The 25,663-nt window shown below is 72.6% G+C and carries 22 protein-coding genes and 2 pseudogenes; 18 read left to right on the forward strand and 6 right to left on the reverse strand.

Features of this window, described 5'->3' with window-relative positions:
- Positions 1-292 precede the first annotated feature (292 nt).
- From ACFY3L_RS11590 to ACFY3L_RS11600, 3 genes are read left to right on the forward strand one after another with little or no spacing between them, the layout of a single operon-like run.
- Positions 293-706, forward strand: a complete 414-nt coding sequence (locus ACFY3L_RS11590; RefSeq protein WP_344503934.1) for a TraR/DksA family transcriptional regulator — start codon at positions 293-295, stop codon at positions 704-706.
- A complete protein-coding gene (gene lspA, locus ACFY3L_RS11595; protein WP_389322604.1) occupies positions 703-1,269 on the forward strand; it encodes a signal peptidase II in 567 nt (188 codons plus the stop codon). The genes ACFY3L_RS11590 and lspA overlap by 4 nt, the downstream gene beginning before the upstream one ends.
- Positions 1,262-2,185, forward strand: coding sequence for an RluA family pseudouridine synthase (locus ACFY3L_RS11600; RefSeq protein ID WP_389321715.1), 924 nt, complete (start codon positions 1,262-1,264; stop codon positions 2,183-2,185). The genes lspA and ACFY3L_RS11600 overlap by 8 nt, the downstream gene beginning before the upstream one ends.
- A 42-nt stretch (positions 2,186-2,227) precedes the next feature.
- On the opposite strand, the gene ACFY3L_RS11605 is transcribed toward ACFY3L_RS11600, so the two are convergent.
- On the reverse strand, positions 2,228-3,715 hold the full coding sequence (locus ACFY3L_RS11605) for a glycosyl hydrolase family 18 protein (RefSeq protein WP_389321717.1): 1,488 nt from the start codon (positions 3,713-3,715) through the stop codon (positions 2,228-2,230).
- Positions 3,716-3,813: 98 nt separating this feature from the next.
- Between ACFY3L_RS11605 and ACFY3L_RS11610 the strand changes: the two genes are divergently transcribed.
- A complete protein-coding gene (locus tag ACFY3L_RS11610; RefSeq protein WP_389321719.1) occupies positions 3,814-4,602 on the forward strand; it encodes a hypothetical protein in 789 nt (262 codons plus the stop codon).
- Positions 4,603-5,056: 454 nt separating this feature from the next.
- Positions 5,057-5,821, forward strand: a pseudogene (locus ACFY3L_RS11615) (MinD/ParA family protein); the annotation flags it as partial.
- On the opposite strand, the gene ACFY3L_RS11620 reads toward ACFY3L_RS11615, so the two are convergent.
- On the reverse strand, positions 5,809-7,155 hold the full coding sequence (locus ACFY3L_RS11620) for a transaminase (RefSeq protein WP_389321721.1): 1,347 nt from the start codon (positions 7,153-7,155) through the stop codon (positions 5,809-5,811). The pseudogene ACFY3L_RS11615 and the gene ACFY3L_RS11620 overlap by 13 nt on opposite strands.
- A gap of 47 nt (positions 7,156-7,202) precedes the next feature.
- Between ACFY3L_RS11620 and dnaE the strand changes: the two are divergent.
- Both dnaE and ACFY3L_RS11630 read left to right on the forward strand, forming a co-directional pair.
- Positions 7,203-10,688: pseudogene (dnaE, locus tag ACFY3L_RS11625) on the forward strand (DNA polymerase III subunit alpha); the annotation flags it as partial.
- A 95-nt stretch (positions 10,689-10,783) separates the two neighbouring features.
- Complete coding sequence (locus ACFY3L_RS11630) at positions 10,784-11,932, forward strand: DUF2567 domain-containing protein (protein WP_389321723.1); 1,149 nt, start codon at positions 10,784-10,786, stop codon at positions 11,930-11,932.
- A 1,063-nt stretch (positions 11,933-12,995) separates the two neighbouring features.
- Here the strand turns inward: ACFY3L_RS11630 and ACFY3L_RS11635 are convergent.
- Positions 12,996-13,736 carry an LON peptidase substrate-binding domain-containing protein gene (locus tag ACFY3L_RS11635; protein WP_389321725.1) on the reverse strand — a complete coding sequence of 247 codons (741 nt, stop codon included), beginning with the start codon at positions 13,734-13,736 and terminating at the stop codon, positions 12,996-12,998.
- Between the two features lie 119 nt (positions 13,737-13,855).
- On the opposite strand from ACFY3L_RS11635, the gene ACFY3L_RS11640 reads away from it, so the two are divergent.
- Genes ACFY3L_RS11640 through hisF form a run of 9 tightly spaced genes read left to right on the forward strand, consistent with a single transcriptional unit; the run spans position 13,856 to position 20,155 of the window.
- Positions 13,856-14,521 (forward strand): TetR/AcrR family transcriptional regulator, encoded by a 666-nt coding sequence (locus ACFY3L_RS11640; RefSeq protein ID WP_389321727.1) that lies wholly within the window; start codon positions 13,856-13,858, stop codon positions 14,519-14,521.
- A gap of 30 nt (positions 14,522-14,551) precedes the next feature.
- The gene (gene hisD / locus ACFY3L_RS11645) at positions 14,552-15,844 is read left to right on the forward strand and encodes a histidinol dehydrogenase (RefSeq protein WP_389321729.1); all 1,293 of its coding nucleotides are present in this window, start codon (positions 14,552-14,554) and stop codon (positions 15,842-15,844) included.
- Positions 15,841-16,917 carry a histidinol-phosphate transaminase gene (locus ACFY3L_RS11650; RefSeq protein WP_389321731.1) on the forward strand — a complete coding sequence of 359 codons (1,077 nt, stop codon included), beginning with the start codon at positions 15,841-15,843 and terminating at the stop codon, positions 16,915-16,917. Before hisD ends, ACFY3L_RS11650 begins: the two co-directional genes overlap by 4 nt.
- Positions 16,914-17,528 (forward strand): imidazoleglycerol-phosphate dehydratase HisB, encoded by a 615-nt coding sequence (gene hisB / locus ACFY3L_RS11655; protein ID WP_344503944.1) that lies wholly within the window; start codon positions 16,914-16,916, stop codon positions 17,526-17,528. Before ACFY3L_RS11650 ends, hisB begins: the two co-directional genes overlap by 4 nt.
- A 43-nt stretch (positions 17,529-17,571) precedes the next feature.
- On the forward strand, positions 17,572-17,721 hold the full coding sequence (locus ACFY3L_RS11660; RefSeq protein ID WP_389321733.1) for a hypothetical protein: 150 nt from the start codon (positions 17,572-17,574) through the stop codon (positions 17,719-17,721).
- A 10-nt stretch (positions 17,722-17,731) separates the two neighbouring features.
- A complete protein-coding gene (hisH, locus tag ACFY3L_RS11665) occupies positions 17,732-18,355 on the forward strand; it encodes an imidazole glycerol phosphate synthase subunit HisH (protein WP_389321735.1) in 624 nt (207 codons plus the stop codon).
- A complete protein-coding gene (locus ACFY3L_RS11670; RefSeq protein WP_389321737.1) occupies positions 18,348-18,662 on the forward strand; it encodes a hypothetical protein in 315 nt (104 codons plus the stop codon). The genes hisH and ACFY3L_RS11670 overlap by 8 nt, the downstream gene beginning before the upstream one ends.
- 3 nt (positions 18,663-18,665) lie before the next feature.
- Positions 18,666-19,397: a bifunctional 1-(5-phosphoribosyl)-5-((5-phosphoribosylamino)methylideneamino)imidazole-4-carboxamide isomerase/phosphoribosylanthranilate isomerase PriA gene (priA, locus tag ACFY3L_RS11675; protein WP_389321739.1), complete on the forward strand. Its 732-nt coding sequence runs from the start codon at positions 18,666-18,668 to the stop codon at positions 19,395-19,397.
- Positions 19,394-20,155, forward strand: a complete 762-nt coding sequence (gene hisF, locus ACFY3L_RS11680; protein ID WP_389321741.1) for an imidazole glycerol phosphate synthase subunit HisF — start codon at positions 19,394-19,396, stop codon at positions 20,153-20,155. Before priA ends, hisF begins: the two co-directional genes overlap by 4 nt.
- A gap of 714 nt (positions 20,156-20,869) precedes the next feature.
- Here hisF and ACFY3L_RS11685 read toward each other — a convergent pair.
- Together ACFY3L_RS11685 and ACFY3L_RS11690 are read right to left on the reverse strand one after the other, a co-directional pair.
- Positions 20,870-21,358 carry a hypothetical protein gene (locus ACFY3L_RS11685; RefSeq protein ID WP_389321743.1) on the reverse strand — a complete coding sequence of 163 codons (489 nt, stop codon included), beginning with the start codon at positions 21,356-21,358 and terminating at the stop codon, positions 20,870-20,872.
- 87 nt (positions 21,359-21,445) lie between these two features.
- On the reverse strand, positions 21,446-22,372 hold the full coding sequence (locus ACFY3L_RS11690; RefSeq protein WP_389321745.1) for a LysR family transcriptional regulator: 927 nt from the start codon (positions 22,370-22,372) through the stop codon (positions 21,446-21,448).
- A gap of 72 nt (positions 22,373-22,444) precedes the next feature.
- On the opposite strand from ACFY3L_RS11690, the gene ACFY3L_RS11695 reads away from it, so the two are divergent.
- Positions 22,445-23,377 (forward strand): EamA family transporter, encoded by a 933-nt coding sequence (locus ACFY3L_RS11695; RefSeq protein ID WP_389321747.1) that lies wholly within the window; start codon positions 22,445-22,447, stop codon positions 23,375-23,377.
- On the opposite strand, the gene ACFY3L_RS11700 is transcribed toward ACFY3L_RS11695, so the two are convergent.
- Entirely contained in the window at positions 23,292-23,960 is a 669-nt protein-coding gene (locus ACFY3L_RS11700) for a YitT family protein (protein WP_389321749.1), read from the reverse strand. The two genes, ACFY3L_RS11695 and ACFY3L_RS11700, sit on opposite strands and share 86 nt — an antisense overlap.
- Positions 23,961-24,018: 58 nt before the next feature.
- Here ACFY3L_RS11700 and ACFY3L_RS11705 point away from each other — a divergent pair, with 58 nt between their 5' ends.
- A complete protein-coding gene (locus ACFY3L_RS11705; protein WP_389321751.1) occupies positions 24,019-25,482 on the forward strand; it encodes a PLP-dependent aminotransferase family protein in 1,464 nt (487 codons plus the stop codon).
- Positions 25,483-25,663 lie beyond the last annotated feature (181 nt).

The following is a 25,663-nucleotide window of genomic DNA, read 5'->3' on the forward strand; positions in this document are numbered from 1 at the left end:
TCGCGCGCCCGTTTTGCATCTGGGGGAAGCCATGGCCGAGCGAGCGGGTGGCGTGCCGAGAGGCGCGTCCGCGAGCACCGCCGGGCAGCATGACGCCGCTGATGTGACGCGTGTGACCACTGTGACAACAGCACAGAAACGCGGCACTCGGCAAGCGGCGGCTCGGGGGAGCACAACCACGTCGGCGCAGAGCAAGCGCGGCAACACTGGGGGGCTTGCGGACGACGCGGGCGGCTCAGGCACCACATCCAACACGTCGCCGATCGCCGCTCGTGCGGCCAAGGGAGCCACGATGGCCAAGACCGCCGAACCGAAGACCGCCGCCGCCAAGGCCCGTGGCACGCGCACCGCCGCGGAGACCGAGAAGATCCGCGTCGCGCTGATCGAGCGGCGCGACGAGCTCAAGGCGGAGCACGACCAGACCCTGGCCGAGATCGCCGAGCTGCAACAGCACCGGCTCACCGACTCCGCCGGCGACGACCAGGCCGACACCGGCACCAAGACGTTCGAGCGCGAGCAGGAGATCACCCTCGCCAACAACATCCTGGAGCGGGTCAACCAGGTCGAGCGGGCCCTGGAGCGCCTCGACGAGGGCGGCTACGGCTGGTGTGAGAAGTGCGGCAACGCCATCCCGGTCGAGCGGCTGGCGGCGTTCCCGTCGGCTACGCTCTGCGTCACCTGCAAGCAGTTGGAGGAGCGACGCTGACCACCCAGGACGACACCACCACGACCACCCCCCGCGGCAGCCGGCGAAAGGCCTGGAGCCTCTTCGGCGCTGTCGCGGTCGTGGTGATCGGCATCGATCTCGCGGTGAAGGAGTGGACGACCTCCGTCATCGCGCACGGCGATCCGGTCAAGCTGTTCGGCGGCCTGATCTACGTGATCTACGCCCGTAACAGCGGCGCCGCGTTCAGCATGTTCAGTGACCTGACGTGGGTCTTCCCGATCATCGCGCTGGGGGTCATCGGCTGGCTGCTCGTCATGGTCCGCACGACCGTGTCGGTGCCGTGGGCGGTCGCCCTGGGCCTGGTGCTCGGCGGCGCCGCCGGCAACCTCGGCGACCGGATCTTCCGGGCGCCGAAGCCGTTCCACGGGCACGTCGTGGACATGTTCAGCTTCCTCGACGACCACGCCGGGCACTTCCCGGTGTTCAACATCGCCGACTCGGCGCTGACGATCGGCGTGGCTCTGGCGATCCTGCTGGAGTTCACGGGCCGGCGCCGCGACGGTGCGCGCGTGACGGGGAAGGACGCCGACCCCGATGCGTGAGACCCGGTCGATGCCGGTCCCCGACGGTCTCGACGGCAGCCGGTTGGATCAGGCGCTGACGAGGTTGTTCGGGTTCAGCCGTACCGTGGCCGCGGCGCTGGTCGAGGCGGGTGACGTCGCCGTCGACGGGCAGATCCGCGCGAAGTCCGACAAGGTCACCGGCGGCGCCTGGCTCGAGGTGACCCTGCCCGCGCCGCCGTCGATGGTCGCCGTCGAGGCCATCCCCGTCGACGGCCTGCGCATCGTGCACAGCGACGACGACATCGTGGTGGTCGACAAGCCGGTCGGCGTCGCCGCGCACCCCAGCCCCGGCTGGACCGGTCCGACGGTCATCGGCGGGCTCGCCGCGATGGGGCTGACGATCGCGACCAGCGGCGCCGCCGAGCGCCAGGGGGTCGTGCACCGCCTCGACGTCGGCACCACCGGGCTCATGGTCGTCGCGAAGAGCGAGATGGCCTACAGCGCCCTGAAGCGGGCGTTCAAGGAGCGCGAGGTCGAGAAGCGCTACCACGCGGTCGTCCAGGGGCACCCGGATCCGCTGCGCGGCACCATCGACGCCCCGATCGACCGGCACCCCGGGCACGACTACAAGTTCGCGGTCGTCTCCGGCGGCCGGCCGAGCGTCACGCACTACGACACGATCGAGGCGTTCCCGTCGGCGAGCCTTCTCGACGTCAAGCTGGAGACGGGGCGCACCCATCAGATCCGGGTGCACTTCTCCGCCCTGCGGCACCCGTGCGTCGGTGACACCACGTACGGCGCGGACCCGACGCTGTCGGCTCGGCTGGGCCTCACGAGGCAGTGGCTGCACGCCCGGGAGCTGGGCTTCATCCACCCGCGTGAGGGTGAGTACGTGTCGTTCGTCAGTGACTACCCGCCGGACCTGAGCAACGCCCTGGAGATCCTCGCGGCCTGACCGCCGTGGCGCGCACGGCGGTCAGGCGTCTGCGCGGAGCGCCTAGACGAGGGTGACGTCGTCGGCGTAGATCGCGCCCGTGCCGTACCAGCCGTGCAGCCACACCTTGATCGAGGTGGAGCTGCCCGTGTTGACCGTGACGGTGAGCTTCGTCCAGGTCGAGCCGCCCGGCGTCCAGGTGCTCACGTCGCCGGTGCCGGTGGTGGCGCCGAGGAACGCGTAGTTGCCCTGCACCCAGGCGCTCAGCGTGTACGTGCGGTTCGCCGACACACCGACGGTCTGCGAACACTGCGCGGTGTCCGAGCTGGACGCGGCCGCCTTGAGCGCCTTCGTGCCGCTGTGCACGGGGGTGGTGACGACGCTGCCGAGCGCGCACGTCCACGGGCTCAGGGCGCCGGTCTCGAAGCCGCCGTTGACGATCCCCGATCCCGGCGGGGTGCTCGGGCTGGTGCTCGGGCTGGCGCTCGGGCTCTTCGACACCGACGGGCTGGGCGAGCCGGGGCCGCTGCCGCCGCTGGTGAACGGGTTGAAGATGTGGGAGAACTCCCAGGTCTGCTGCTGGATGCCGGAGCAGTTGTCGGCCGCCGCGCCGCCGGGGCAGCCGCCGTTGTCGCGCTGCAGCGCCCAGAACGACAGCGCCGCGATGCCCTGCTGGTTCGCCCAGTTGAGCACGGTCCGCGCGTCGGCGAGGGTGAACGTCTCGGCGGGGCCGAAGTCGTCGACGCCGATCATCTCGGTGACGCCGATCATGGCCCACCGTTCCGCCGCCGTCTTGGCCGGCCATAGCTGCCCGAGCTGGGTGTGCAGCCCGTTGGACGCGGTGATCGTGTCCTGGGCCATCTGGTGCGGCTGGTTGTCGTAGTAGTCGAACGTCATCTGGTTGACGTAGTCGATCCGGGCGTTGTTGGTGACGGCGTTGCGCAGCACGGCGAGGCCGCTGGGGGCGAGCCCGGTCGTGGTGGTCGGCAGCGTGTACTGGAACTGCACGGTCCGGCCGTTGGCGGCGGCCCAGTCCTGGGTCAGCTTGATCGCCTTGTTGCGCCGGTCGATGCCCGCGGTGTTGGTCAGCGAGTTGTCCTCGATGTCCAGGTCGATGCGGGTCACGTCGTACGTGGTGATCACCTTCTGGAACTGGGCGGCGATCTGGTTGACGTCGGTGCAGCTGTCGGCGATCTCGGTGCCGCCGTTGTCGGCCGCGTAGCCGCCGAAGCTGGGGATGACGTCGCCGCCCCGGGCGCGGATCGCGGCGATGTCGGCGCCGAAGGTGGAGTTCGCGATCGGCATGGACGTGTCGCCGTTGAAGTAGACGGTGCACGAGCCGCGGGTCGCGGTCTGGACGAAGGCCAGGGTCAGGTGCTTGACCCCGGACTGCTGGGACAGCCCGTTGAGGCTGTCGCCGGTCCACGCCTCGAAGTACGGGGCGAAGACGTGGGCGGGGAGCGTGGCGGCCGCCCGGGCGGGGGCGGCGACCATGAACGCGACGGCGGCGCCGAGCACGGCGACGGCGGTCGCGATGGCGGGAGCTCTCACGAAGGCACCTTTCTATTAGGAAACCTTCCTGATAGATAGTCTTCACTGGCAACCCTGTCAAGAGGTGTGCAACTTGCCTGTGCGACGCTCGACGCGCGATGAACTTCTTCCAGCGGCTCGACCAGCGGCTCCTCCCCGCCGCCGGCAATGTCCTCGCCCGGCTGTTCCGGGGCGCCGTCCGGCTGCGCGTCTTCACCGCCGTGGTCGCGCTGGTCGCGGTCACGGCGACCCTGCTGGTCGTCCACGGCGCGCAGCAGCACCAGCGCAGCGATCCGTCCCTGGGTGACGTCCTGCGCGTCGGCGTCGACGAGGGCGGCTCGATCCCGGCGTACGTGCGGCGCTCCGCCGACGAGCTGGCCGCGCTCACGGGTGACCAGTCCGTGTACGCGCTGGTGTCGTTCACCGCGTACCTCGGCCCCGACCGGCTGCCCCCGGTGCTGTCCGGCGTCGCCCTGTCGAGCGTCTTCGCGCGGGTGCCGCTGCCGGGCGAGCAGACGGAGCTGGTCCGCCTCGGCGCCTACGAGGTGCCGGCCGACGTGGTGAAGGCGATGGACGCGACCGCCGCCCGCAAGGCCGAGGAGGCCGCGCGCTACCGGCAGCTGCTCGACAAGGCCGGCAACCAGCCCAGCGACGTCCGCGCCGTGTACCTCGACGGGGCGATCATCGCCGACAAGGAGGCGACCGCGTACCGGGAGCACTGCTCGTGCGTCTACGCCGCGGTGATCTATGCCGCACCGGCCGGGTTACGGGCCGTCGCGGCCCGTCCGGAGACCCGCGCCGTCGATCCGATCACCGACCTGCGCCGCCTCGACCGGACGGTGTTCCTGCCGCCGCTGCCCGAGCAGGCACAGGTCGCGGGGCCTGTCGCGTCGCCCGGTCCGCCCTGAGGCGATATCTCTTCGGCCTGTCGTGCAGTTGATGCAGGGGATGCTCCCGCAGGTGTGGTCCGAATAGTGTTCGGTCCGTAGCCTGGGGTACGGGTGGACGCTGCGGTGCGGAGGGAGGGCCAGCGTGGCTGAGCGGGCCGATGCCAGGTGGGACAGGTCTTCGGAGCCGCCCGCCCGTTGGCGCTCGCTGCTGGACCGGGCTCTGCTCGGCCGGTCAAGCCCGGGTGATCTGGATTACGACGGAAGGTTCGAGCGCCCCAGCGCCCCATATCCGCCCGCGCGGCCCTACGATGACGAGCCAATGCATCCCAACGGCACGCGCCCCCTCGCCGACGCTCCGCCGCAGCGTCGGGTCGACCCCTATGAGAGTCGTCGAGGTCCTCAGGTGGAATATCAGGCCCGCCCAGCGGACCCGGCCGAGCAGATGGTGCAGATCCTGCGCCAGGAGATCCCGGCCCCCAAGGTCCTTGCCTTCGCCAACCCGAAGGGCGGGGTCCACAAGACCACCGCGACCGTGCTGACCGCCGCCACCATCGGCAGCGTGCGCGGCAAGGGCGTCATCGCCTGGGACGACAACGAGCTGCGCGGCACCCTCGGCCTGCGCGCCGGCAGCGCCAGGCACGCCCGCACCATCCGGCACCTCATCGCCGACCTCGTCCGGGTGGAGAACGCCTCCGGCTACGACCTGTACGACCAGCTCGACGACTACCTGCGGCACGCCTCGGACGGCTCGTACGACGTCCTCGCCGGCGAGGAGAACCCACGCTTCGCGCAGCGGCTCGACCCGCACACGGTGCGCCGCGTCCTGGAGCTGCTGCGCCGCACCCACGACGTGATCTGCGTCGACACCGGTAACAACGTGGAGAGCCCCAACTGGCAGACCGTCCTGCAGGCCGCGGACCAGCTGGTCGTGACCAGTGTCCCGCGGGAGGACGCGGCGTTCACGGCCGACTGGATGCTCGACCTGCTCGACGAGGCCGGCATGGACGAGCTCGTCGCCAACGCGGTGACCCTGCTGTCCTGCCCGACGCCCAACCCGACGCCGCTCATCGACGACCTGGCCGGGCACTTCCGCTCCCGGACCAGAGCCGTCGTCGTCGTGCCGTACGACCCGGCGCTCGAGAGCGGCTCCAACATCGAGTACACGATGCTGGCGCCGGCGACGAAGCGCGCGTGGCTGCGGGCGGCGGCCGTGATGATGGACCCCTACGCGCGCTGAAGTTCTTCGATCGCCGCGGCGAACACGCCGGCGTGCCGGTCCACCTGGTGCTCCGTGGTGGCCGGTGACATGAGCGCCATGTTGTGGAACGGGGTGAGCAGGATGCCCCGGTTCGCCAGGTACACGTGGAGGTAGTCCTCGAGGTCCGCGTCGGCGGCTTTCGCGCTGTCGGTGCCGTTGCGCGGGGCCGGGTTCACGAAGCGGTACTCGACGCGCGCGCCGAGCCGGCTCACCGACCACGGCAGGCCGTGCGCGTCGATGACCTGCTTCGTCCCGGCTTCGAACCGCTCCGCGAGGGCCTCCATCCTGGCGAACGCCTCGTCGGTCAGGACGTGCTCCAGCGTCGCTCTGGTGGCGGCGATGGACAGCGCGTTGCCCGCCAGGGTGCCGCCGACGCCGCCCATGTCGATGAGGTCGAGGTCCGTTCTCCGGCTGATCCGCTGGGCGATCTCGGTTGAGAGCCCGTATGCGGCCGCCGGGATGCCGCCGCCGATCGCCTTGCCGATGGTGACCACGTCCGGCTCCAGGCCCCACCGTTTCGTGGCGCCGCCCGGGCCGGCGGAGAACGTGTGGGTCTCGTCGTTGACCAGGTACGTGCCGTACCTGCGGGTCAGCTCCCGTACCCCTTCCAGGTAGCCCGGCTCCGGCAGCACGATGCCGATGTTGGTCAGGGCGGGCTCCATGACGACCGCGGCGACGTCGCCGTGCGCGAGCTCGCGTTCGAGGCCTTCGAGGTCGTTGTACTCCGCGACCCGGCTGGTGCTGGTGACGTCGCAGGGGGCGCCGACGTTGCCTTCGCGGCTGCGCGGGCCCTGGTCGCTCGTGACGATCAGCGACTCGTCGACCGACCCGTGGTAGCAGTAGCTGTTGAAGAGGATCTTCGGTCGGCCGGTGACCGCGCGCAGCAGCCGGATCGCCCAGCGGTTGGCGTCGGTGGCGGTGAGCGCGAAGCTCCACTCGGTGGCGCCGAACCGCCTGGTGAGCTCCTTGCCCACCCAGGCCGCGTCCGGGGTGGGGAGCATGGCGCAGGCACCGTTCGAGAACTGCTCCTGCACCGCGTCCCGGGTCGCCTCCGGGGCGTGACCCGCCATGGCGGCCGTGTCGCCGAGGCAGAAGTCGGTGTACTCGTGGCCGTCGACGTCGGTGAGCGTCGCGCCGCGGGCCGCGGCCAGGTAGAGCGGGAAGCCGGCGGCGCTCTTGTTCATCCAGGTCATCGGGACGCGGCCGAACAGGTTCCCGGCGTTCGCGTACTCCTCGGCGGAGCGTGGGTTACGGTCGGCGAAGGCGGCTCGCTCACGGCGCAGCAGTGCGCCCAGACGGTCACGGTCGATCATGCTGCGAGTCTCGCAAAGTGTCGTACCCCGGGGATAGGTTCTGCGACGTGGGGGAGTCGTTCGTACATCTGCACGCGCACACCGAGTATTCGATGCTGGACGGGGCCGCGAGGCTGGGGTCCCTGTTCTCCGAAGCGGCCCGGCTCGGCCAGCCCGCGCTCGCCATGACCGACCACGGCAACATGTTCGGTGCCTACGACTTCCACCGGCAGGCCGTCGCCGCCGGGGTCAAGCCGATCCTCGGCATCGAGGCGTATCTGACCCCAGGCACCCACCGGGGCGACCGCACCCGGGTCCGCTGGGCGGCCGGCGGCGAGGACGACGTCTCCGGCGGCGGCGCCTACACGCACCTGACGATGCTCGCCGCCGACGAGACCGGGCTGCGCAACCTGTTCAGGCTGTCGTCGCGGTCCAGCATCGAAGGCTACTTCTACAAGCCGCGCGCCGACCGCGAGCTGCTGGCTGAATATTCGCGCGGGGTGATCGCCACCACCGGCTGCCCGTCCGGTGAGGTGCAGACGCTGCTGCGCATCGGCGACTTCGAGCGGGCCTGCGCCGCCGCCGCCGAGCTGCGCGACATCTTCGGCCCCGGCAACCTGTATCTCGAGCTGATGGACCACGGCCTCGGCATCGAGACCCGCGTCCGGCAGGACCTGCTGCGGCTCGGCAAGCGGCTCGGCCTGACCCCGGTCGCCACCAACGACCTGCATTACACGCACCCCGGCGACGCCGACGCTCACGAGGTGCTGCTGTGCGTGCAGTCCGCGACGACCCTCGCCGACCCGAAGCGGTTCAAGTTCGACGCCCGCGACTTCTACCTCAAGTCGGCCGGGGAGATGCGCGCGCTGTGGGACGCCGAGGTCCCCGGCGCCTGCGACGCCACCCTTTCCATCGCGGATCGCATCGAGTCCTATGCGTCGGTGTTCGCGCATCGCGACCTCATGCCGCGGTTCCCGGTGCCCGACGGCGAGACCGAGGACTCGTGGCTGCGGGCCGAGGTGCAGCGCGGCCTGGCCCGGCGCTTCCCGGCGGGGATCCCGGCCGACCACGCCCGCCAGGCCGAGTATGAGCTGTCGGTGGTCAGCAGCATGGGCTATCCGGGCTACTTCCTCGTCGTCGCCGACCTCGTCGCATACGCCCGCGGCGAGGGCATCCGGGTGGGTCCCGGCCGCGGGTCCGCCGCCGGTGCCCTGATCGCCTACGCGCTCGGCATCACCCAGCTCGACCCGCTGGAGCACGGGCTGCTCTTCGAGCGGTTCCTCAACCCCGAGCGGGTCAGCATGCCCGACATCGACATGGACTTCGACGAGCGCCGCCGCGGCGAGGTCATCCGCTACGCCACCGAGCGCTATGGCGACGACCGCGTCTCCCAGATCATCACGTTCGGCACGATCAAGGCCAAGGCCGCCATCAAGGACTCGGCCCGGGTCCTCGGCCTGCCGTTCTCCGTCGGCGAGCGGATCACGAAGGTCGTCCCGCCGCCGGTGCTCGGCCGCGACATGCCGCTCAGCGGCGCCTTCGACCCGGCCCACCCGCGCTACCAGGAGGCCGCCGAGCTGCGCCGGCTCTACGAGAGCGAGCAGGAGGTCCGCACCGTCGTCGACACCGCCCGCGGCCTCGAAGGGCTCAAGCGGCAGTGGGGCGTGCACGCCGCCGGCGTCATCCTGTCCCGCGAGCCGCTGCTCGACGTGCTGCCCATCCAGCGCCGCGAGCAGGACGGCGCGATCATCACCCAGTGGGACATGGGCGCGTGCGAGGACATCGGCCTGCTCAAGATGGACCTCCTCGGCCTGCGCAACCTCACCATCCTCGACGACGCCCTCGACGCGATCCGGCAGAACCGGGGCGTCGACCTCGCCGTGGAGACCGTGCCGCTCGACGACAAGGCGACGTATGAGCTGCTGTCCCGCGGCGACACGATCGGTGTCTTCCAGTTCGACGGCGGCCCCGTCCGCGCCCTGCTGCGTTCCATGGCGCCCGACACGTTCGCCGACATCTCCGCCGTCGGCGCGCTCTACCGGCCCGGCCCGATGGGCGCCAACGCGCACAACGAATACGCCGACCGCAAGAACGGGCGCCGCCCCGTCACCCCGATCCACCCCGAGCTGGCCGAGCCCCTGGCGGACATCCTCGGCGACACCTATGGCCTGATCGTCTACCAGGAGCAGGTCATGGCGATCGCGCAACGCGTCGCCGGCTACTCCCTCGGCGCCGCCGACCTGCTGCGCCGCGCCATGGGCAAGAAGAAGAAGGAGATCCTCGACCGGGAGTTCGCGCCGTTCTCCGCCGGCATGCGCGAGCGCGGCTACTCCGACGGCGCGATCCGCACCCTGTGGGACCTGCTCGTGCCCTTCTCCGACTACGCGTTCAACAAGGCGCACAGCGCCGCCTACGGGCTCGTCGCCTACTGGACCGCGTACCTGAAGGCCAACTACCCCGCCGAGTACATGAGCGGGCTGCTCACCTCGATCGGCGGCGACAAGGACCGCTCCGCCTTCTACCTCGCCGAGTGCCGGCGGATGGGCATCCGCGTCCTGCCACCCGACGTCAACGCCTCGCAGGGCCGGTTCTCCGCCGTCGGCGCCGACATCCGCTTCGGCCTCAGCGCCGTGCGCAACGTCGGGCCGGCGGTCGTCGCGGCGATCGTGCGCGCCCGGCCGTATGCCGACTTCTACGACTTCCTCGCCAAGGTCGACCAGGTCGTGTGCAACAAGAAGACGATCGAGTCGCTCATCAAGGCGGGTGCCTTCGACTCCCTCGGCCACACCCGGCGCGGCCTGATCGCCGTCCACGCCGACGCCGTCGAGTCCGTCATGACCACCAAGCGCAACGAGGCCATCGGGCAGTTCGACCTCTTCGGCTCCGCGGCGCTCGTCGCGTCGCCGCCCGTCCCCGCCATCGAGTGGGACAAGGCGGAGCGGCTCGCCTTCGAGCGCGAGATGCTCGGCCTCTACGTCTCCGACCACCCGCTGCGCGGGCTGGAGGAGGTGCTGCGCCGCTCCGCCGACCGCTCCGTGGCCGCCCTCGCCGACGAGGAGACCGTGCCCGACGGCACGCCCGTGATCCTCGCGGGCATCCTCTCCGGCGTGCAGCGCCGCGTCACCCGTCAGGGCCGCCCGTGGGCGTCGGCGACGCTGGAGGACCTCGACGGCGCCGTCGAGGTCATGTTCTTCCCCAACACGTATGAGCTGGTCGAGCAGCACATCGCCGAGGACGCGGTGGTGGCGGTGAAGGGCCGCGTCGACCGCCGCGAGGAGGCGCCCCGCCTGATGGCCAGCGACCTGGCCGTCCCCGACCTGACCGCTCCGGCCGGCGGGCCGCTGGTGCTCTCCCTGCCGCCGGACCAATGCACCACGCCGGTGGTCGAGCGGCTGCGGGAGGTCGTCGGCCGGCATCCAGGCTCCACCGAGGTGCAGGTCGACCTGGTCAACGGCCCCCGCCGCACCCTCATCTCGATCGGGCCGCAGCGGGTCACGGTCACCGCCGAGCTGCTCCGGGAGCTCACGTCGCTGCTGGGGCCGGCCGCGGTGCCCGGCGGTGGTCCATCCGGCGGTGGTCCATCCGGCGGTGTGACTTCCGGCGGCGGCGCGGGTCGGGGCGCCGGCGCCGGGCCTGGCAGGATGGAATCGTGAGCATCGCCCCGATCGAGCCGATCGACCAGCCGGAGCTTCCCAAGCCGTCCCCGCGGCGGCGCCGGTCGCTCGGGCTGGAGGCCCTGTTCGGCCTGGTCGTCGCCGCTGTGGTGGTCGCTTTCGGCGCCCCCGTCGGCCTGCTGTGGTCGTGGGTCGCGCCGAAGGTGGAGCTGGTCCAGACGCCGTATGGCCCCGCTCCCATCGAGGCCGCGCCCGAAGGCTACTTCGCCGACGACGGCTGGTTCATGATCCTCGGGGCGGCGGCCGGAATCCTGCTCGCGGTCGCCGCCTGGATCGTCCTGCGCCGCTACCGGGGCCCGTTCATCCTCGCCGGCCTCGTCATCGGCTCGGCAGCGGCAGCGGCGCTCGCCGCGTGGCTCGGCAACAAGGTCGGCTATGCGCACTACCTCGACCTGGCCGAGCACGCCCCCGTCAACACCCACATCTTCCGGCCCGCCAAGGTCCGCGCCGGCGAGGCCGGCCTGTGGCTCGGCTTCGTCCCGTGGGTCCGCGGGTCCCTGCTCATCCAGGCGCTCGTGGCCGCCGTGATCTACACGTGCCTCGCGGGCTTCCACACGTCGCCGACCCTGACCCACGACCCCGACCCCGACGTGCCCACCGGCGACCCGTACTTCCCCGGCTACCCGCACGACGGCGGCCCGTACGCCGGGCCCGCCCATCCCGCGTTCGGCTCCCTCGACCCCAGCCGGCCCGGCCCTGTCTATCCCGGCCCTGCCCAGCCCGGCCCCGGCATTGGCCACGCCCAGCCCGGCTTCGAGCAGTCCGCCCAGTCCGGGCCCGGTCACGAGCATCCTGGGTATGCGCATCCCGGCCACGGCCAGTCCGGATACGGCCCACCGAGCGGCGGCACCGCCCCCTTCGGGCAACCCATCGCCGAGGGCAACCCTTCGGCCGGCCTTCCGCCATGGCCCGGCCCGCCCACCGGCGACCGGTCCAGCGCCGGCAACCCGGCCACCGGCGACCAGCCCGCGTCCGGCCAGCCATACGGTGACCCGGCACCCGGCCGCCCCGATCTCCGCAAGCCCACGTCCGGCGCCACTGGTGCGGGTGGACCGCCCTCCTCGGGCCAGCACGACGGTGGCATCCCCGGCACACCGACCCCACCGCCACCCGGCACGCCCTGACCCGCGACCAGGCCGGCCCGACCCAGTTCGTGACACAACCCGAGAGCGCGACCCCGCCCTCCGGAAGGCGACGCCGCTCTCCGATCGCGCCGGTCTCCGGCCGCGCGAGTCTTCGGCCGCGCCGGTCTTCGGTTGTACTGGTTCTCGGTCGTGCCGGTCGTCGGTCGTGCCGATCTGTCGGTCGCACTGGTCTTCGGCCGCGGTCTCGGCGCGGTCTCCGACTGTGGTCTCGGTCGTGCCCGGGTCCCTCAGCCTCGGTCGTGGGCTCAGGCGCGGTCTCCGGCTTCGGTCCCGGACGCGGCCCGGATCCGTCCGCGGCCGCGGAAGCAGCCCCGCCTCCGGCCCCGGCCCATCGCGTCCCCAGACGCGGCCCCGGCCCAGCCCCGTCGTTGTTCTCGAACTCGGCCCCGTCTTCAGGAACTGCCCCGCCTCGCACTCGCATCCGGCTCCGCCCTGGGGTGCGATTCGGGCCGCTCGCGGTTTTCAGGGAGCGGCTCTGCCTCCGGGCTGGCTCATCCCTGTCCCGGGTGCGGGCGCGGTTCGGGCCGGTCCGTGGTCCCGGGCGTGGCTCCGCGCGGTCTTCGCGCTGGGTCCGTGTTCGGTCGCGGTTCGGGTCCGCTTGTGGTTTGGGCATGGCTCCGCCCCGGTCTTCGCGCTCGGGGTTGTCTTCGAACGCGGTTCAGGTCCGTCTGCGGTCTCGGGAGTGGCCATGCTTCCGGCCGGGCTCATTCCTGTCCCGTGCTCGACGTGGCCCGGCTTGAGCGCTGCCCTGGCCTTGTGCTCGGACCCGTCTCGGAGGCGGCGTGGTTCGGTCGCGGGCGGGCGCCGTCCTGGTGCGGCCGATGCGCAGCCCCAGGTGCGGCCACGTTTCCGGCCGTGAGACAGCTTGCGGAGCGAGGCGCGGATTTGAGAGTGGCCCGCGTCCTCAGGGTGAACCTGGCCACCGGAGCCGTGAGTGCCGGGCGTCGTGGGGTGTTCCTGTGCGCGGGCGGGCCGGTGTGTTCGCGGCGCGGCGAGGCAAGGCGGGGGCTGCGCTGTGCCGGCGACGTGACGGCGGCGAGGGTCAGTTGGGGCTGGAGGGCACGGCGAGGTCCGACAGGGCGACCGGGACTGCGCGGACCTGGCCGAGGAGGGCTGCCTCGCGGCGGAGCAGGGCGCGTTCGGCTTTCAGGCGGCTGGTCGTGTCGGGCTCGGCGAGCAGTGACTGCCGGTCCTCCAGGGTCAGCGACGCCGTGGCCGCGACCAGGTGGGACAGGACCGTGGGGTCGTCGGGCAGCTGCTCGCCGTCGCCGTCCTCGTCGCTGCGGACCGCCTTCAGGTACTGCTGGAACGCGGCGAGGACGCCGGCCGCCAGCTCTTCCTCGCGGTCGGGCTCGCCCTTCGGCTCGGGGAGCCATTCGATCTCGCCGGTGAGGTACGGGGCGTCGTTGCGGGCGAGGCCGAGCAGGCGGAAGCGGCGGCGGCCGACGGTCATGAGGTCGAAGCGGCCGTCGGCGAGCTCGGTGATCTGGCGGATCTCGGCGGCGCAGCCGATCTCGTACAGCGACAGGGCCTCGCCGGCGGTGATCGACGCGTCGGTGGTCTCTCCCTGCTCGCCCTCGACGCGGCCGACCTCCCAGCCGCGGCGGATCGCGATCACGCCGAACTCGCGGGGGAGGTCGGCGGGCAGCTCGGCGAGGTGCTGGACGAGCGTGCGGTAGCGGGGCTCGAACACGTGCAAGGGCAGGACCAGGCCGGGGAACAGCACCGTGCCGAGGGGGAACAGCGGCAGGAGGGTCCGCTCGGGTTCGTTCGCTTCCTCCACGGGCGAAGCCTAGCCGAGCGGACCCCGTTTGCCGCACCGCGACGGCCACTGCGAAACAGACGGGCGTCGAACGGGCCAGACCGGAACGGTCCGTTCCGCTCAGGCGGTACAGTGGCGGCATGACGAACCTGTCCGGCCGGCGCGTGCAGGCGGCCCGCAACGACGGTGTGATCCTCGCCGCGGCGCGCGACGTGTTCCTGGAGGACCCGAAGGCACCGATCGCCGCCGTCGCCGAGCGGGCCGGGGTCGGGATCAGCGCGTTGTACCGGCGGTACAAGGGCAAGGACGACCTGCTCCGCACGCTGTGCCACGACGGTCTGCGCACCTTCGTCGCCGAGGCGGAGGCGGCCGCCGAGGAGCCGGACGGGTGGGCGGCGCTGGTGCGGTTCCTGCGCGGCGTCGTCGAGGCGGACGTGCACTCGCTCACCGTGCACCTCGCCGGCACGTTCACCTCGACCCCTGAGATGCGCGCGGATGCGGTACTGGCGGGCGCGCTCGCGGGTGACCTGGTGCGGCGGGCGCACGAGGACGGCGGGCTGCGCCCGGACGTCGTGGTGGCGGACGTCACGCTGATCCTGGAGGGGTGCGCGGCGATCCGCGTGCCGGACCGCGACCGCACGGCGGAGCTGCGCCGCCGCCATCTGGCCCTGCTGCTGGACGGGATGCGGGTGCCGGACGCCGCTGACCTGCGGTCGGTGCTGCCCGGGCCGCCACCGGACGCGGCGGAGCTGAACTGGCGCTGGGCGCAATCCCGACAGCCCGCACAGCGGGATGCGACCGAATAATTGTCAGTGGTTCCGCCTAGACTCCCAAGGGTGCTGAACCGGATCGACCTGCGCGGCTCCACCACGGATCCCCGCCGTCTGCTGCCCCGTGCCGCCCTGGATGTCTCCGTCGCCACCGAGCAGGTGCGCCCGATCGTCGAGGCGATCCGCGAGCATGGGGCGAGCGCGGTCCGCGACGCCACCCGCCGGCTCGACGGGGTGGAGCTGACCGATCTGCGGGTGCCGGCCGAGGCGATCGCCAAGGCCGAGGCCGGGCTCGACCCGGCCGTGCGCGCCGCGCTGCTCGAGTCGATCAAGCGGGCCCGCAAGGTCCACGGCGACCAGCGGCGCACCGAGGTGACGACGCTGCTGAGCACCAGCGGCACCGTCACGCAGCGGTGGATCCCGGTCCGCCGGGTGGGGCTCTACGTGCCGGGCGGTCTCGCCGTGTATCCGTCGAGCGTGATCATGAATGTGGTGCCGGCGCAGGTCGCGGGCGTGCCGTCGATCGCGGTCACCAGCCCGCCGCAGAAGGACACCGGCCTGCCCAACGTCAACATCCTGGCGGCGTGCGCGCTGCTCGGCATCGACGAGGTCTACGCGGTGGGCGGCGCGCAGGCGGTCGCCATGTTCGGCTATGGCGACCAGGAGGGCTGCGAGCCGGTCGACATGATCACCGGCCCGGGCAACATCTGGGTCACCGCCGCCAAGCGACTGCTCCGCGGCGTCGTCGGCATCGACGCCGAGGCGGGGCCGACCGAGATCGCGATCCTCGCCGACGACACCGCCGACCCGCGGCACGTCGCCGCCGACCTGATCAGCCAGGCCGAGCACGACCCGCTCGCCGCGAGCGTCCTCGTCACGCCGTCGCTGGAGCTCGTCGAGGCCGTCGAAGCGGAGGTCGCCCGGCAGGTCGCGGCGACCAAGCACCTGCAGCGGGTCACCGAGGCGCTGACCGGCATCCAGTCGGCCACGGTCATCGTCGACGACCTGGAGCAGGGGCTGCGGGTGGTCGACGCCTACGGTGCCGAGCACCTGGAGATCCAGACCCGCGACGCGCGGGCCGTCGCCGAGCGCGTCTGGAACGCGGGCGCCATCTTCGTCGGCGCCTGGTCGCCGGTGTCGCTCGGCGACTACTGCGCGGGGTCCAACCACGTGCTGCCCACCGGTGGCTGCGCCCGGCACTCGTCGGGCCTGTCGACGCAGACGTTCCTGCGCGGCGTGCAGCTCATCGAATACGGGCGCGACGCCCTCGCAGAGGTGGCCGACCACGTCGTCGCCCTGTCCGAGGCCGAGGATCTGCCGGCGCACGGCGCCGCCGTGAAGGTGAGGTTCGCACAGTGACCGGCCTGCAGGACCTGCCGCTCCGCGACGAGCTGCGCGGGCTGACGCCCTACGGCGCGCCCCAGCTCGACGTGGCCGTGCGGCTCAACACCAACGAGAACTCGTATCCGCTGCCTGACGAGGCCGTCGCGGAGATGGAGAAGGCGCTCTCCGCCGTCCTGCGCGACCTCAACCGCTACCCGGACCGCGACGCCGTCGCCCTGCGCACCGACCTCGCCGCATACCTGCGGCACGGGCTGACCTGGCGCAACGTGTGGGCGGCCAACGGGTCCAACGAGATCCAGCAGCAGCTGCTGCAGACGTTCGGCGGGCCGGGCCGCACCGCGCTCGGCTTCACCCCGTCGTATTCGATGCACCCGCTGCTCGCCGCCGGCACCGGCACCGCGTGGATCGACGGGCGGCGCGACGCCGACTTCACGCTGACCGCCGAGCACGCCGTCGCGAAGGTCCGCGAGCACCGGCCCGACGTGGTCATCCTCTGCTCGCCCAACAACCCGACCGGCACCGCGCTGCCCCTCGACGTGGTGCGGGCCGTCGCGGAGGCCGCGCCCGGGATGGTGATCGTCGACGAGGCGTATGCGGAGTTCGCGCGCCCCGGCACGCCGTTCGCGCTGTCGCTGATCGAGCAGTTCCCGCGGCTGGTCGTCACCCGCACGATGAGCAAGGCGTTCGCGCTCGCCGGCGGGCGGGTCGGCTATCTCGCGGCCGGCGAGGCCGTCGTCGACGCCGTGCAGCTGGTGCGGCTGCCGTACCACCTCTCGGCGCTGACCCAGGCCGCCGCGCGGGCGGCGCTCGCGCACACCGGCGCGCTCCTGTCGACCGTGGACGTGGTCAAGGCCCAGCGCGACCGGATCGTCGGGACGCTGCGCGGCTGGGGCCTGACGGTCGCCGACAGCGACGCCAACTTCGTGCTCTTCGGCGCGCCCCGCGGCGACAGCAAGGGCGTCTGGCAGGCGCTGCTCGACCGCGGCGTGCTGATCCGTGACGTCGGCGTCCCCGGCTGGCTGCGGGTCACCGCCGGTACGCCCGAGGAGACCGACGCTTTCCTGAACGCACTGGAGGAGTTGCTGTGAGTCGCACCGCCAAGATCGAGCGGGTCACCAAGGAGACCAAGGTCTCCGTGGAGCTCGACCTCGACGGCACCGGGGTCGGCGAGATCTCGACCGGCGTGGGCTTCTACGACCACATGCTCAACCAGATCGCCAAGCACGGCGGGTTCGACCTGCGGGTGCACACCGTCGGCGACCTCGAGATCGACGCGCACCACACGGTCGAGGACACGGCGCTCGCGCTCGGCGCCGCGTTCGCCGAGGCGCTCGGCGACAAGGCGGGCGTCACCCGCTACGGCAACGCCCAGGTCCCGCTCGACGAGGTCCTGGCATCCGCCGTCGTCGACCTGTCGGGGCGGCCCTACATGGTCCACGACGAGCCGGCGAACATCGCCCCGCACATCGGCGGCAACTACCCGACCAGCCTGACCCGCCACATCTGGGAGTCGTTCGCCCACTCCGCCCGGGTCACGCTGCACGTCAGCATCCTGCGGGCGGGCCGGCACGGCGCCCAGCCCGACGCGCACCACATCGTCGAGGCCCAGTTCAAGGCGGTCGCCCGGGCGCTGCGCCAGGCGTGCGCGCTCGACCCCCGCAACGCCGGCGTGGTGCCCAGCACCAAGGGCGCCCTGTGAGCCGTGTCCTGTCCGGTCGCGGCGCCGGGCCGGTGGCCGGCCCATGGTGAGCGTCCTGCTCTTCGCACTCGCCGGGCTGCTGGTGGGTGGCGCGCTGTCGCTGCGACAGCAGAGCACGTCGAAGGTGCCGTTCGTGATCACGCTGCTGCTCGCCGCCGTCGCCGCGGCCGGCGGGCTGCTCTGGCTGCTGTAAAGGGGACGGCATGAAGAAGGTGGTCATCCTCGACTACGGCTCCGGCAACCTGCGCTCCGCCGAGCGGGCCGTCGCCAGGGTCGGCGCCGAGGTCGAGGTCACGTCCGACCTGGGCAAGGCGGCCCGGGCCGACGGGCTCGTCGTGCCGGGCGTCGGGGCGTATGCGGCCTGCATGGCCGGCATCGACGAGCTCGGCGCCGGCCCGACGATCGCCGAGCGGGTCCGCGTCGGCGCGCCGGTGCTCGGCATCTGCGTCGGCATGCAGGTGCTGTTCGAGGAGGGCGAGGAGCACGGCGTCGTCACCAAGGGCCTCGGCCTCGCGCCCGGCACGGTGACCGTGCTGCGGGCCCCGGTCGTGCCCCACATGGGGTGGAACACGGTGGCCTGGCCCGCCGGCACGGTCCTGGGCGCCGGCCTGCCCGCCGACACCCGGTTCTACTTCGTGCACTCCTACGCGCCCACGCCCGTCGAGGCCCAGCGGGCCGCGGGCATCCAGGTCGCGACCACGGTGCACGGCGAGCCGTTCGTCGCCGCGTTCGAGTCCGAGGTACTGCGAGCCACCCAGTTCCACCCGGAGAAGTCCGGCGACGCGGGGGCGACGCTGCTGTCCAACTGGCTCGGCAGCCTTGTCTAAGGAACGCGCCCGCCGGCGGGCGGTGCTGGAGGCGGAGCGGGCCGAGCGCCTGCTCAAGGCCGAGCGCCGCCGCCGCCGGCGGATCGCCGCCCGGCGGCTGGTGCCGAAGGTCAAGATCGGCCGGACCGGTAAGCTTTTCGCACGTCGTTCCCGCGGCCAGCGCTCCGTCATCATCTTGCTCGTCCTGGTGGCACTCACGCTCATCTGGCTGCTCGTCGACACCGTCGCGGCCCGGATCGGCCTCAGTGCCCTCGTCATCGTCGCCACCCCGGCGCTCACCGTGCTCGTCTTGGACCGAAGGATCTGACCCATGGCCCTGCAGCTCCTGCCCGCAGTCGACGTCGCCGACGGCCAGGCGGTCCGTCTCGTCCAGGGCGCCGCCGGCAGCGAAACCACCTACGGCGACCCGCTCGAGGCCGCCCTCGCCTGGCAGCGGCAGGGCGCCGAATGGATCCACCTCGTCGACCTCGACGCCGCGTTCGGCCGGGGCTCCAACGCCGAGCTCCTCGCCGACGTCGTCCGCCGCCTCGACGTGCAGGTCGAGCTCTCCGGCGGCATCCGCGACGAGGCCTCGCTGCGGGCGGCCCTGTCGACCGGCGCGACCCGGGTCAACCTCGGCACCGCCGCCCTGGAGAACCCGGACTGGTGCGACCACGTCTGCGCCACGTACGGCGAGCAGGTCGCGGTCGGGCTCGACGTCCGCGGCCACCAGCTCGCCGCGCGCGGCTGGACCAAGGAGGGCGGCGACCTGTTCGAGGTGCTCGACCGCCTGGAGCGCGCCGGCTGCGCCCGCTATGTCGTCACCGACGTCATGCGCGACGGCACCCTCACCGGGCCCAACCTGACCCTCCTGCTGGAGGTCACCGGCCGCACCAAGAGGCCGGTCATCGCCAGCGGCGGCGTCTCCAAGCTCGACGACCTGCGCCAGCTCGCCGCGCTCGAACCCGCCGGCGTCGAGGGCGTCATCGTCGGCAAGGCCCTGTACGCGGGCGCCTTCGACGTCACCGAGGCGCTCAAGGTCCTGGCCGAGCAGCCGTCATGACCGTCGCGGTGCGGGTCATCCCGTGTCTTGACGTCGACGCGGGTCGGGTCGTCAAGGGCGTCAACTTCGTCAACCTCCGCGACGCCGGCGACCCGGTGGAGCTCGGCGCCGCGTACGACGCCGCGGGCGCCGACGAGCTGGTCTTCCTCGACGTGACGGCCTCGTCCGACGGGCGCTCCACGATGCTCGACGTGGTCCGCCGGACCGCGGAGACGGTCTTCATCCCGCTCACCGTCGGCGGCGGCGTGCGCGCCGTCTCCGACGTCGACACCCTCCTACGCGCCGGCGCGGACAAGGTCGGGGTCAACACGGCCGCGATCGCCCGGCCGGAGCTGATCGCCGAGATCGCCGAACGGTTCGGCAACCAGGTGCTGACGCTGTCGCTGGACGTGCGCCGGGCCGCCGGTCAGCCGAGCGGCTTCGAGGTGACCACCCACGGCGGCCGCCGCGGCGCGGGCCTCGACGCCGTCGAGTGGGCCGCCCGGGTCGCCGAGCTCGGCGCGGGTGAGATCCTGCTCAACTCCATGGACGCGGACGGCACCAAGGACGGCTTCGACCTGGAGCTCATCAAGGCCGTCCGCGCGGTCGTGACGATCCCGGTCATCGCCAGCGGTGGCGCGGGCGCCCTGGAGCACTTCGTCCCGGCGGTGGCCTCAGGCGCCGACGCGGTCCTCGCCGCCAGCGTCTTCCACTTCGGCGACCTCTCCATCGGCGACGTCAAGACCACCCTCCGGGACGCCGGCCACCCCGTCCGCTGACGACCACGGTGGGCGAGCCCGGCCCGCCGGCGACCGCCCGGCGGTTCGCCGGCCGGTGACCGCCCCGGGCGGTCCGGTCGCGCCCGGGGCGTGGTGGTCGCTTCCACGGAGTTGGCGGCGCGGGCGGACGGCCGTGCCGGGTGGGCGAGTCGGTCGCCTCCACGGAGGTGGCGGGGCCGTTCCCGGGGCGTAGTGGCAGCTTCCACGGAGTTGGCGGTGCGGGCGGACGGCCTTGCCGGATGGGCGAGTCGGTCGCCTCCACGGAAGTGGCGGGGCCGTTCCCGGGGTGAGCGGCGGGTTGTGGTTTGCCACGGTCCGGTCGGGTTTGCGCCGGTGGTTGGCGGATCGGCGTGGGGCGGGTTGGGCGGGGGCGTTCCCACGGCGGGTGGCCGATTGTGGATTGCCGTGGTCCGGCTGGGGTTTTGTGCCCGTGGTTGCGCGGAGTGTTCCGGACCATGGGTGGTTGGCGGCAGCGGCCCGATGGGCGGCGTAGGGGCGGTTGCCAGGTCGCGGTTGCGGCGGGTGCCCCAGAGCCGTTGGTTGCTGTGGTCCGCGTCGCGCGGCGTGCCCCAGCGGGTGGCCGTGGACCGCGCACCACGGCGTTGCTCCGGACCTGCGCTGCGCGCATGAGGGCTGGTCGAGCGGCCCGGCTTCGACGTTCGAGCGGCGATGTGCGATCTACCGGGGTGGATCGCACACGCGTCGTGGGCCGGGTCAGTCGCCGCGTTTGCCGGTGGTGACGGCGATGCCGACGAGCCAGCCGACGAAGAGGCCGTAGCCGGCGGCGGTCGCGGCGGCGTTGAAGGCGCCGAGCAGGGTGGGGTCGGAGAGCAGGAAGTCGGTGGCGAAGCCGGCGAGGGCGGCGCCGAAGATCAGCGATGCCCAGCCGAGGATGAAGGCGCCGCCGCCGGTGACGATGGAGCGGCCGGCGATGGCCAGGATGAGGGCGGTGAAGAGGACGAGGAGGAGGGCCTTCAGGTCGTTCGCGAGCAGCTCGCGGGCGGCCTTGCCGGAGTCGTCGTGGGGGACGAGCCACCAGCGGGGCCAGGTGAGCAGGTGCAGGAACCAGCCCCACACGGTGCTGGTGTCCGCGTGCCGGTCGGCCCATTCCGAGAAGATCTGGTTGCCGAAGAGCAGGACGAGGAGCAGCGTCGCCAGGACGCCTGCGCCGGTGGCAGTACGGGTGCGTCCGAAGATGGCCATAGCATCAATGTAAGGGGCGCCGGGAAAACTCGCAGAAATGAATGAGTGAGTGAGCGTTTAACTCGCCAAAAGCATGTTGAGCTGCGGTTATACGACGTGAATGCCGTGGTCTGCGGGCCAGTGGTCGCGGTGTGACCAGGCGTCGCGCAGGGCCGCGACGGTCGCGGCGATCGCGGGACGGCCGCCGGCGGCGGCACGCCAGGCGACGCTGACACGGCGGGCGGCCTCGGGGGTGATGGGGCGCGCGACGACCCCCGGCGGGAGGGTGCTGCGGGCCAGCCGGGGGATGAACGCGACGCCGAGGCGCTCGGCGACGAAGGTCAGCTGCGTCTCGAACTCGTTGACGAGGATCGTGGGGCGGGCGCCGGGCAGCATCCGTTGCAGCCACTCGTGGCAGACGGTGCCGGGCTTGGAGGCGATCCACCGCTCGCCGCGCAGCGCGTCGAGGCCGACCGGGCCGGACGAGCCGGCGAGCGGGTGGTCGACGGGCAGGATGAGGTCGCCGACGTCGAGGCCGAGCTCCACGCTGGCGACGCCGGTGGGGTAGGTCGCCGGGATGTCGAGCCACTCGTCGATGAGCGCGACGTCGACGGTGCCGCGGAGGATGCCGTCGAACGACGACTCCCGGTCGCCCTCCTGCAGGGTCGGCTCCAGCTGCGGATGGTCGACGGCGAGGCTGCGCAGGGCGTGCGGCAGCAGCCCGCGGCACGCGGTCGGAAACGAGGCGATGCTCAGGTGCCCGGACACCGTCTCCCGGTGGGCGGCGAGCGCGGCCTCGGCCTCCTCGACGACGGCGAGGATCCGGCCGGCGTGCTCGACCAGGACCCGCCCGGCCTCGGTGAGCCGCAGCCGCCGGCCGTCCTTCTCCACCAGTGTGCTTCCGGTCTCCCGCTCGAGCTTGGCGAGGTGCTGGGAGATCGCCGACGGGGTGCAGTGCAGGGCGCCCGCGGCGGCCGTGACCGTGCCGAACACGGCGACGGCCCGCAACGCCTGCAGCCTCGGCAGATCAAGCATGAAGCGATGCTACAACAACCATGTAGAACCTTTCGATGGTGCTTCACGGTTATGCGGGCAGACGATCGACGCATGAAACATCGTGACGTCGCGCTGGCGATCCTGGTCTCGGCGATCTGGGGCGTGAACTTCGTGGTGATCCACGTGGGGCTGGACAGCATGTCGCCGCTGCTGTTCTGCGCGCTGCGGTTCGGGGCGGCGGCGCTGCCCGCGGTGCTGCTGGTCGGGCGGCCGAAGGTGCCGTGGCGGTGGGTGATCGCGACCGGGGTGGCGCTCGGCGTCGTGAAGTTCTCGCTGCTCTTCGCCGGGATGGCGGCCGGGCTGCCGTCGGGGCTGTCCGCGCTCGTCCTGCAGAGCCAGGTGGTCTTCACCTTGATGTTCGCGATGGTACTGCTGGGAGACCGGCCGGGCCGCCGGCGCTTCGCCGGGGTGGCGCTGTCGGGGGCGGGGATCGTGCTGATCGCCTCGCAGCTCGGCCTGGACCGGCCGCTCGGCGCGTTTCTGCTGGTCGTTGCCGCGGGTGCGGCGTGGGGACTGGCGAACATCGCGATGCGCAAGGCGCAGGCCGCCGACATGCTGAACTTCATGGTGTGGGTCAGCGCGGTCGCGACCCCGCCGCTGGTGGTGCTGACCCTCGCCGTCGACGGGCCGGACGCGGTCTGGCGCAGCCTGCGCGGCCTGGACCTGACCGCTCTCGGCGCGATCGCGTACATCGCCTACCTCAGCACGCTGTTCGGCTTCGGCGTGTGGGGCAGGCTGATCGCCCGCTACGACGCGGCGACGGTGGCCCCGTTCGCGGCCCTGGCCCCGGTCTTCGCGCTGCTGTCGGCGGCGCTCCTGCTGGGCGAGCGCCTGCACTGGTACGACGCCGCCGGCGGCGCCGCCATCCTCGGCGGGGTGCTGCTCGGCGCGGTGCGCGTCAGGCGGGAGCCGCCGCCGGGTCCGGCCGCGGGTCCGGCAACCGGGGGTCCCGGAGCGCGAACACCGGCAGGAACAGCTGCGTGAGCGGGCCGATGCCGAACGCGTACAGGACGGTGGCGACGCCGACCGAACCGCCGAGCAGGAAGCCCGCGGCGAGCACCGTCACCTCGATCGACGTGCGCGCCACCCGGATCGACAGCCAGGAGTACCGCGCGGCGAGGCCGGTCATGAGCCCGTCGCGCGGGCCGGGCCCCATGCGGGCGCCGAGGTAGAGCGCCGTCGCCACCCCGTTGAGGACCACGCCGGCGACCATCAGCGCGCCCCGCAGCCACCACGCGCCGGCGTCCGGCACGACCCGCAGGGTCAGGTCGGCGGTGACGCCGATGACCACCACGTTGCTGACAGTGCCCAGGCCCGGCCGCAGGCGCAGCGGGATCCACAGCAGCAGCACGAGCGCGCCGACCGCGCAGACCACGGTGCCCAGGCTCAGCCCGGTGCGCTTCGAGATGCCCTGCTGGAACACGTCCCACGGATCGAGCCCCAGATGGGCCCGCACCAGGAGGGCGATGCTCACCCCGTACACCAGCAGACCCAGCTGCAGCTGCACGAAGCGACGCCCGAAGCGGTGGCGCAGTGGGATGGGATTGGTCTTGCCTGGGGCGTCCATGCGTGCCACCCTAGGGCCAATCCGTCACAAGCAAAGAGCCAATTGAGGGGGACTGGCCTTGTCCGCGATCGTCCGGGGTGCGCAACTGGCCCGCATGCTCAATGCCTGGCAGGTCGCCGTCGGCGTGCGCGGGCCGGCCGGCCGCCGCCCCGAGTACGTGGTGCTCGCCAGCGCGGTCCGTGGCCTGCTCATCGACGGACGGCTGGCGCTCGGTGTCCGCCTGCCCGCGGAGCGCGAGCTCGCCGCGGCGCTCGGCATCAGCCGGACCACCGTCACCGCCGCCTACCGTGAGCTGCGCGACAGTGGCCACCTCAGCAGCCGCCGCGGCGCCGGCAGCTGGACGGCGCTGCCCGCCGGCCACCGCGTCGGCACGTCCGGGCTGTGGACGCCGAGCGACGACGCGGACCTCATCGACCTCGGCTGCGCGGCGATGCCCGCCCCCGCGGAGCTCACCGAGGCGGCCACCGAGGCGATCGCCGAGCTCGGCCCTTACACGCTCGGCGCCGGCTACCAGCCGATGGGGCTGCCGGTGCTGCGCGAGGCGATCGCGCACTGCTACACGGAGCGCGGCCTGCCGACCGACCCCGACCAGATCATGGTCACCGGCGGCGTCCAGCAGGCCCTCGACCTGCTGCTGCGGCTGCTGGTCGCGCCCGGGCAGCGGGCCCTGGTCGAGACGCCGACGTACCCGAACGCGTTGAGCGCGTTCACCGCCAGCCGCGCCCGGATCAGCGCCTACGCGATCGGTCCCGACGGCTGGGACGAGGACCTGCTGCTGTCGACGGTCAGGGCGGCGCAGGCGCGGGTCGCGTACCTGATCCCCGACTTCCACAACCCGACCGGCCACCTCATGCAGGCGTCGCTGCGGGAGCGGCTGCCGTCCGCCGCGCACGCCGCCGGCACCGACCTCATCATCGACGAGTCGTTCGTGGACCTGGCCCTCGACGACGTCCCGCTGCCGTCGTCGGTGGCCGCGTTCGACCGCAGCGCCCGGGTGCTGACGATCGGCGGGATGAGCAAGCCGTACTGGGGCGGCCTGCGCATCGGGTGGGTCCGTGGGGCGGCGCCGCTGATCGCGCGGCTCGCTGCGGCGCGGGTCGGGGTCGACATGGCGTCGCCGGTGCTCGACCAGCTCGTCGCCGTCCAGCTGCTGCGCCGCCGGTCGGAGATCGTGTCGGCCCGCCGCCGGCAGCTGCTCGCCCGCCGCGACACCCTGGCCGCCGCGCTGCGCGCCGAGCTGCCGGAGTGGCGCTTCGTCCTGCCCGGCGGCGGGATGGTGCTGTGGGTCGAGCTCGACGCGCCGGTCTCCAGCGCCCTGGCCCGGTCGGCCGAGGAGCTCGGAGTGCGGGTCGCCCCCGGGCCCCGCTTCGGTGCGGACGGCACCATGGAGCGGTTCATGCGGCTGCCGTACACGCTGCCGGAGGCCGACCTCGTCGAAGCGGTCCGCAGGCTGGCCGCCGCGCGCGCCGACCTGGACCGCCCCCGCCGCCACGCCTGGTCGTCCCCGGTCGTGGTCGCCTGACCCACTGCTTCCGTGATCCGGAAGACTTCTTGCTGCTCTGGCGACCAGAAGTCTTCCGGATCACGAGGGGGCGCTGACGGCAGCGACGGCCGTGCGCACGACGGACCGGAGCCATGCTCTTGCACTTGGTCCTGCTCTTCGGGTCTGGAAAGCGTCATGGCCTCCGGGATGGCGGTTCCCG

This window comes from Dactylosporangium sp. NPDC000521 (genome assembly GCF_042898305.1).
Taxonomy (GTDB): domain Bacteria; phylum Actinomycetota; class Actinomycetes; order Mycobacteriales; family Micromonosporaceae; genus Dactylosporangium.

Excerpts from the sequence above, each read along its gene's own strand:
- ACFY3L_RS11590 (WP_344503934.1), top strand. The coding sequence starts at position 293 with ATGGCCAAGACCGCCGAACCGAAGACCGCCGCCGCCAAGGCCCGTGGC.
- ACFY3L_RS11600 (WP_389321715.1), top strand. The coding sequence starts at position 1,262 with ATGCGTGAGACCCGGTCGATGCCGGTCCCCGACGGTCTCGACGGCAGC.
- ACFY3L_RS11610 (WP_389321719.1), top strand. The coding sequence starts at position 3,814 with ATGAACTTCTTCCAGCGGCTCGACCAGCGGCTCCTCCCCGCCGCCGGC.
- ACFY3L_RS11620 (WP_389321721.1), bottom strand. The coding sequence starts at position 7,155 with ATGATCGACCGTGACCGTCTGGGCGCACTGCTGCGCCGTGAGCGAGCC.
- ACFY3L_RS11640 (WP_389321727.1), top strand. The coding sequence starts at position 13,856 with ATGACGAACCTGTCCGGCCGGCGCGTGCAGGCGGCCCGCAACGACGGT.
- ACFY3L_RS11660 (WP_389321733.1), top strand. The coding sequence starts at position 17,572 with ATGGTGAGCGTCCTGCTCTTCGCACTCGCCGGGCTGCTGGTGGGTGGC.
- hisH (WP_389321735.1), top strand. The coding sequence starts at position 17,732 with ATGAAGAAGGTGGTCATCCTCGACTACGGCTCCGGCAACCTGCGCTCC.
- priA (WP_389321739.1), top strand. The coding sequence starts at position 18,666 with ATGGCCCTGCAGCTCCTGCCCGCAGTCGACGTCGCCGACGGCCAGGCG.
- hisF (WP_389321741.1), top strand. The coding sequence starts at position 19,394 with ATGACCGTCGCGGTGCGGGTCATCCCGTGTCTTGACGTCGACGCGGGT.
- ACFY3L_RS11685 (WP_389321743.1), bottom strand. The coding sequence starts at position 21,358 with ATGGCCATCTTCGGACGCACCCGTACTGCCACCGGCGCAGGCGTCCTG.
- ACFY3L_RS11690 (WP_389321745.1), bottom strand. The coding sequence starts at position 22,372 with ATGCTTGATCTGCCGAGGCTGCAGGCGTTGCGGGCCGTCGCCGTGTTC.
- ACFY3L_RS11695 (WP_389321747.1), top strand. The coding sequence starts at position 22,445 with ATGAAACATCGTGACGTCGCGCTGGCGATCCTGGTCTCGGCGATCTGG.
- ACFY3L_RS11700 (WP_389321749.1), bottom strand. The coding sequence starts at position 23,960 with ATGGACGCCCCAGGCAAGACCAATCCCATCCCACTGCGCCACCGCTTC.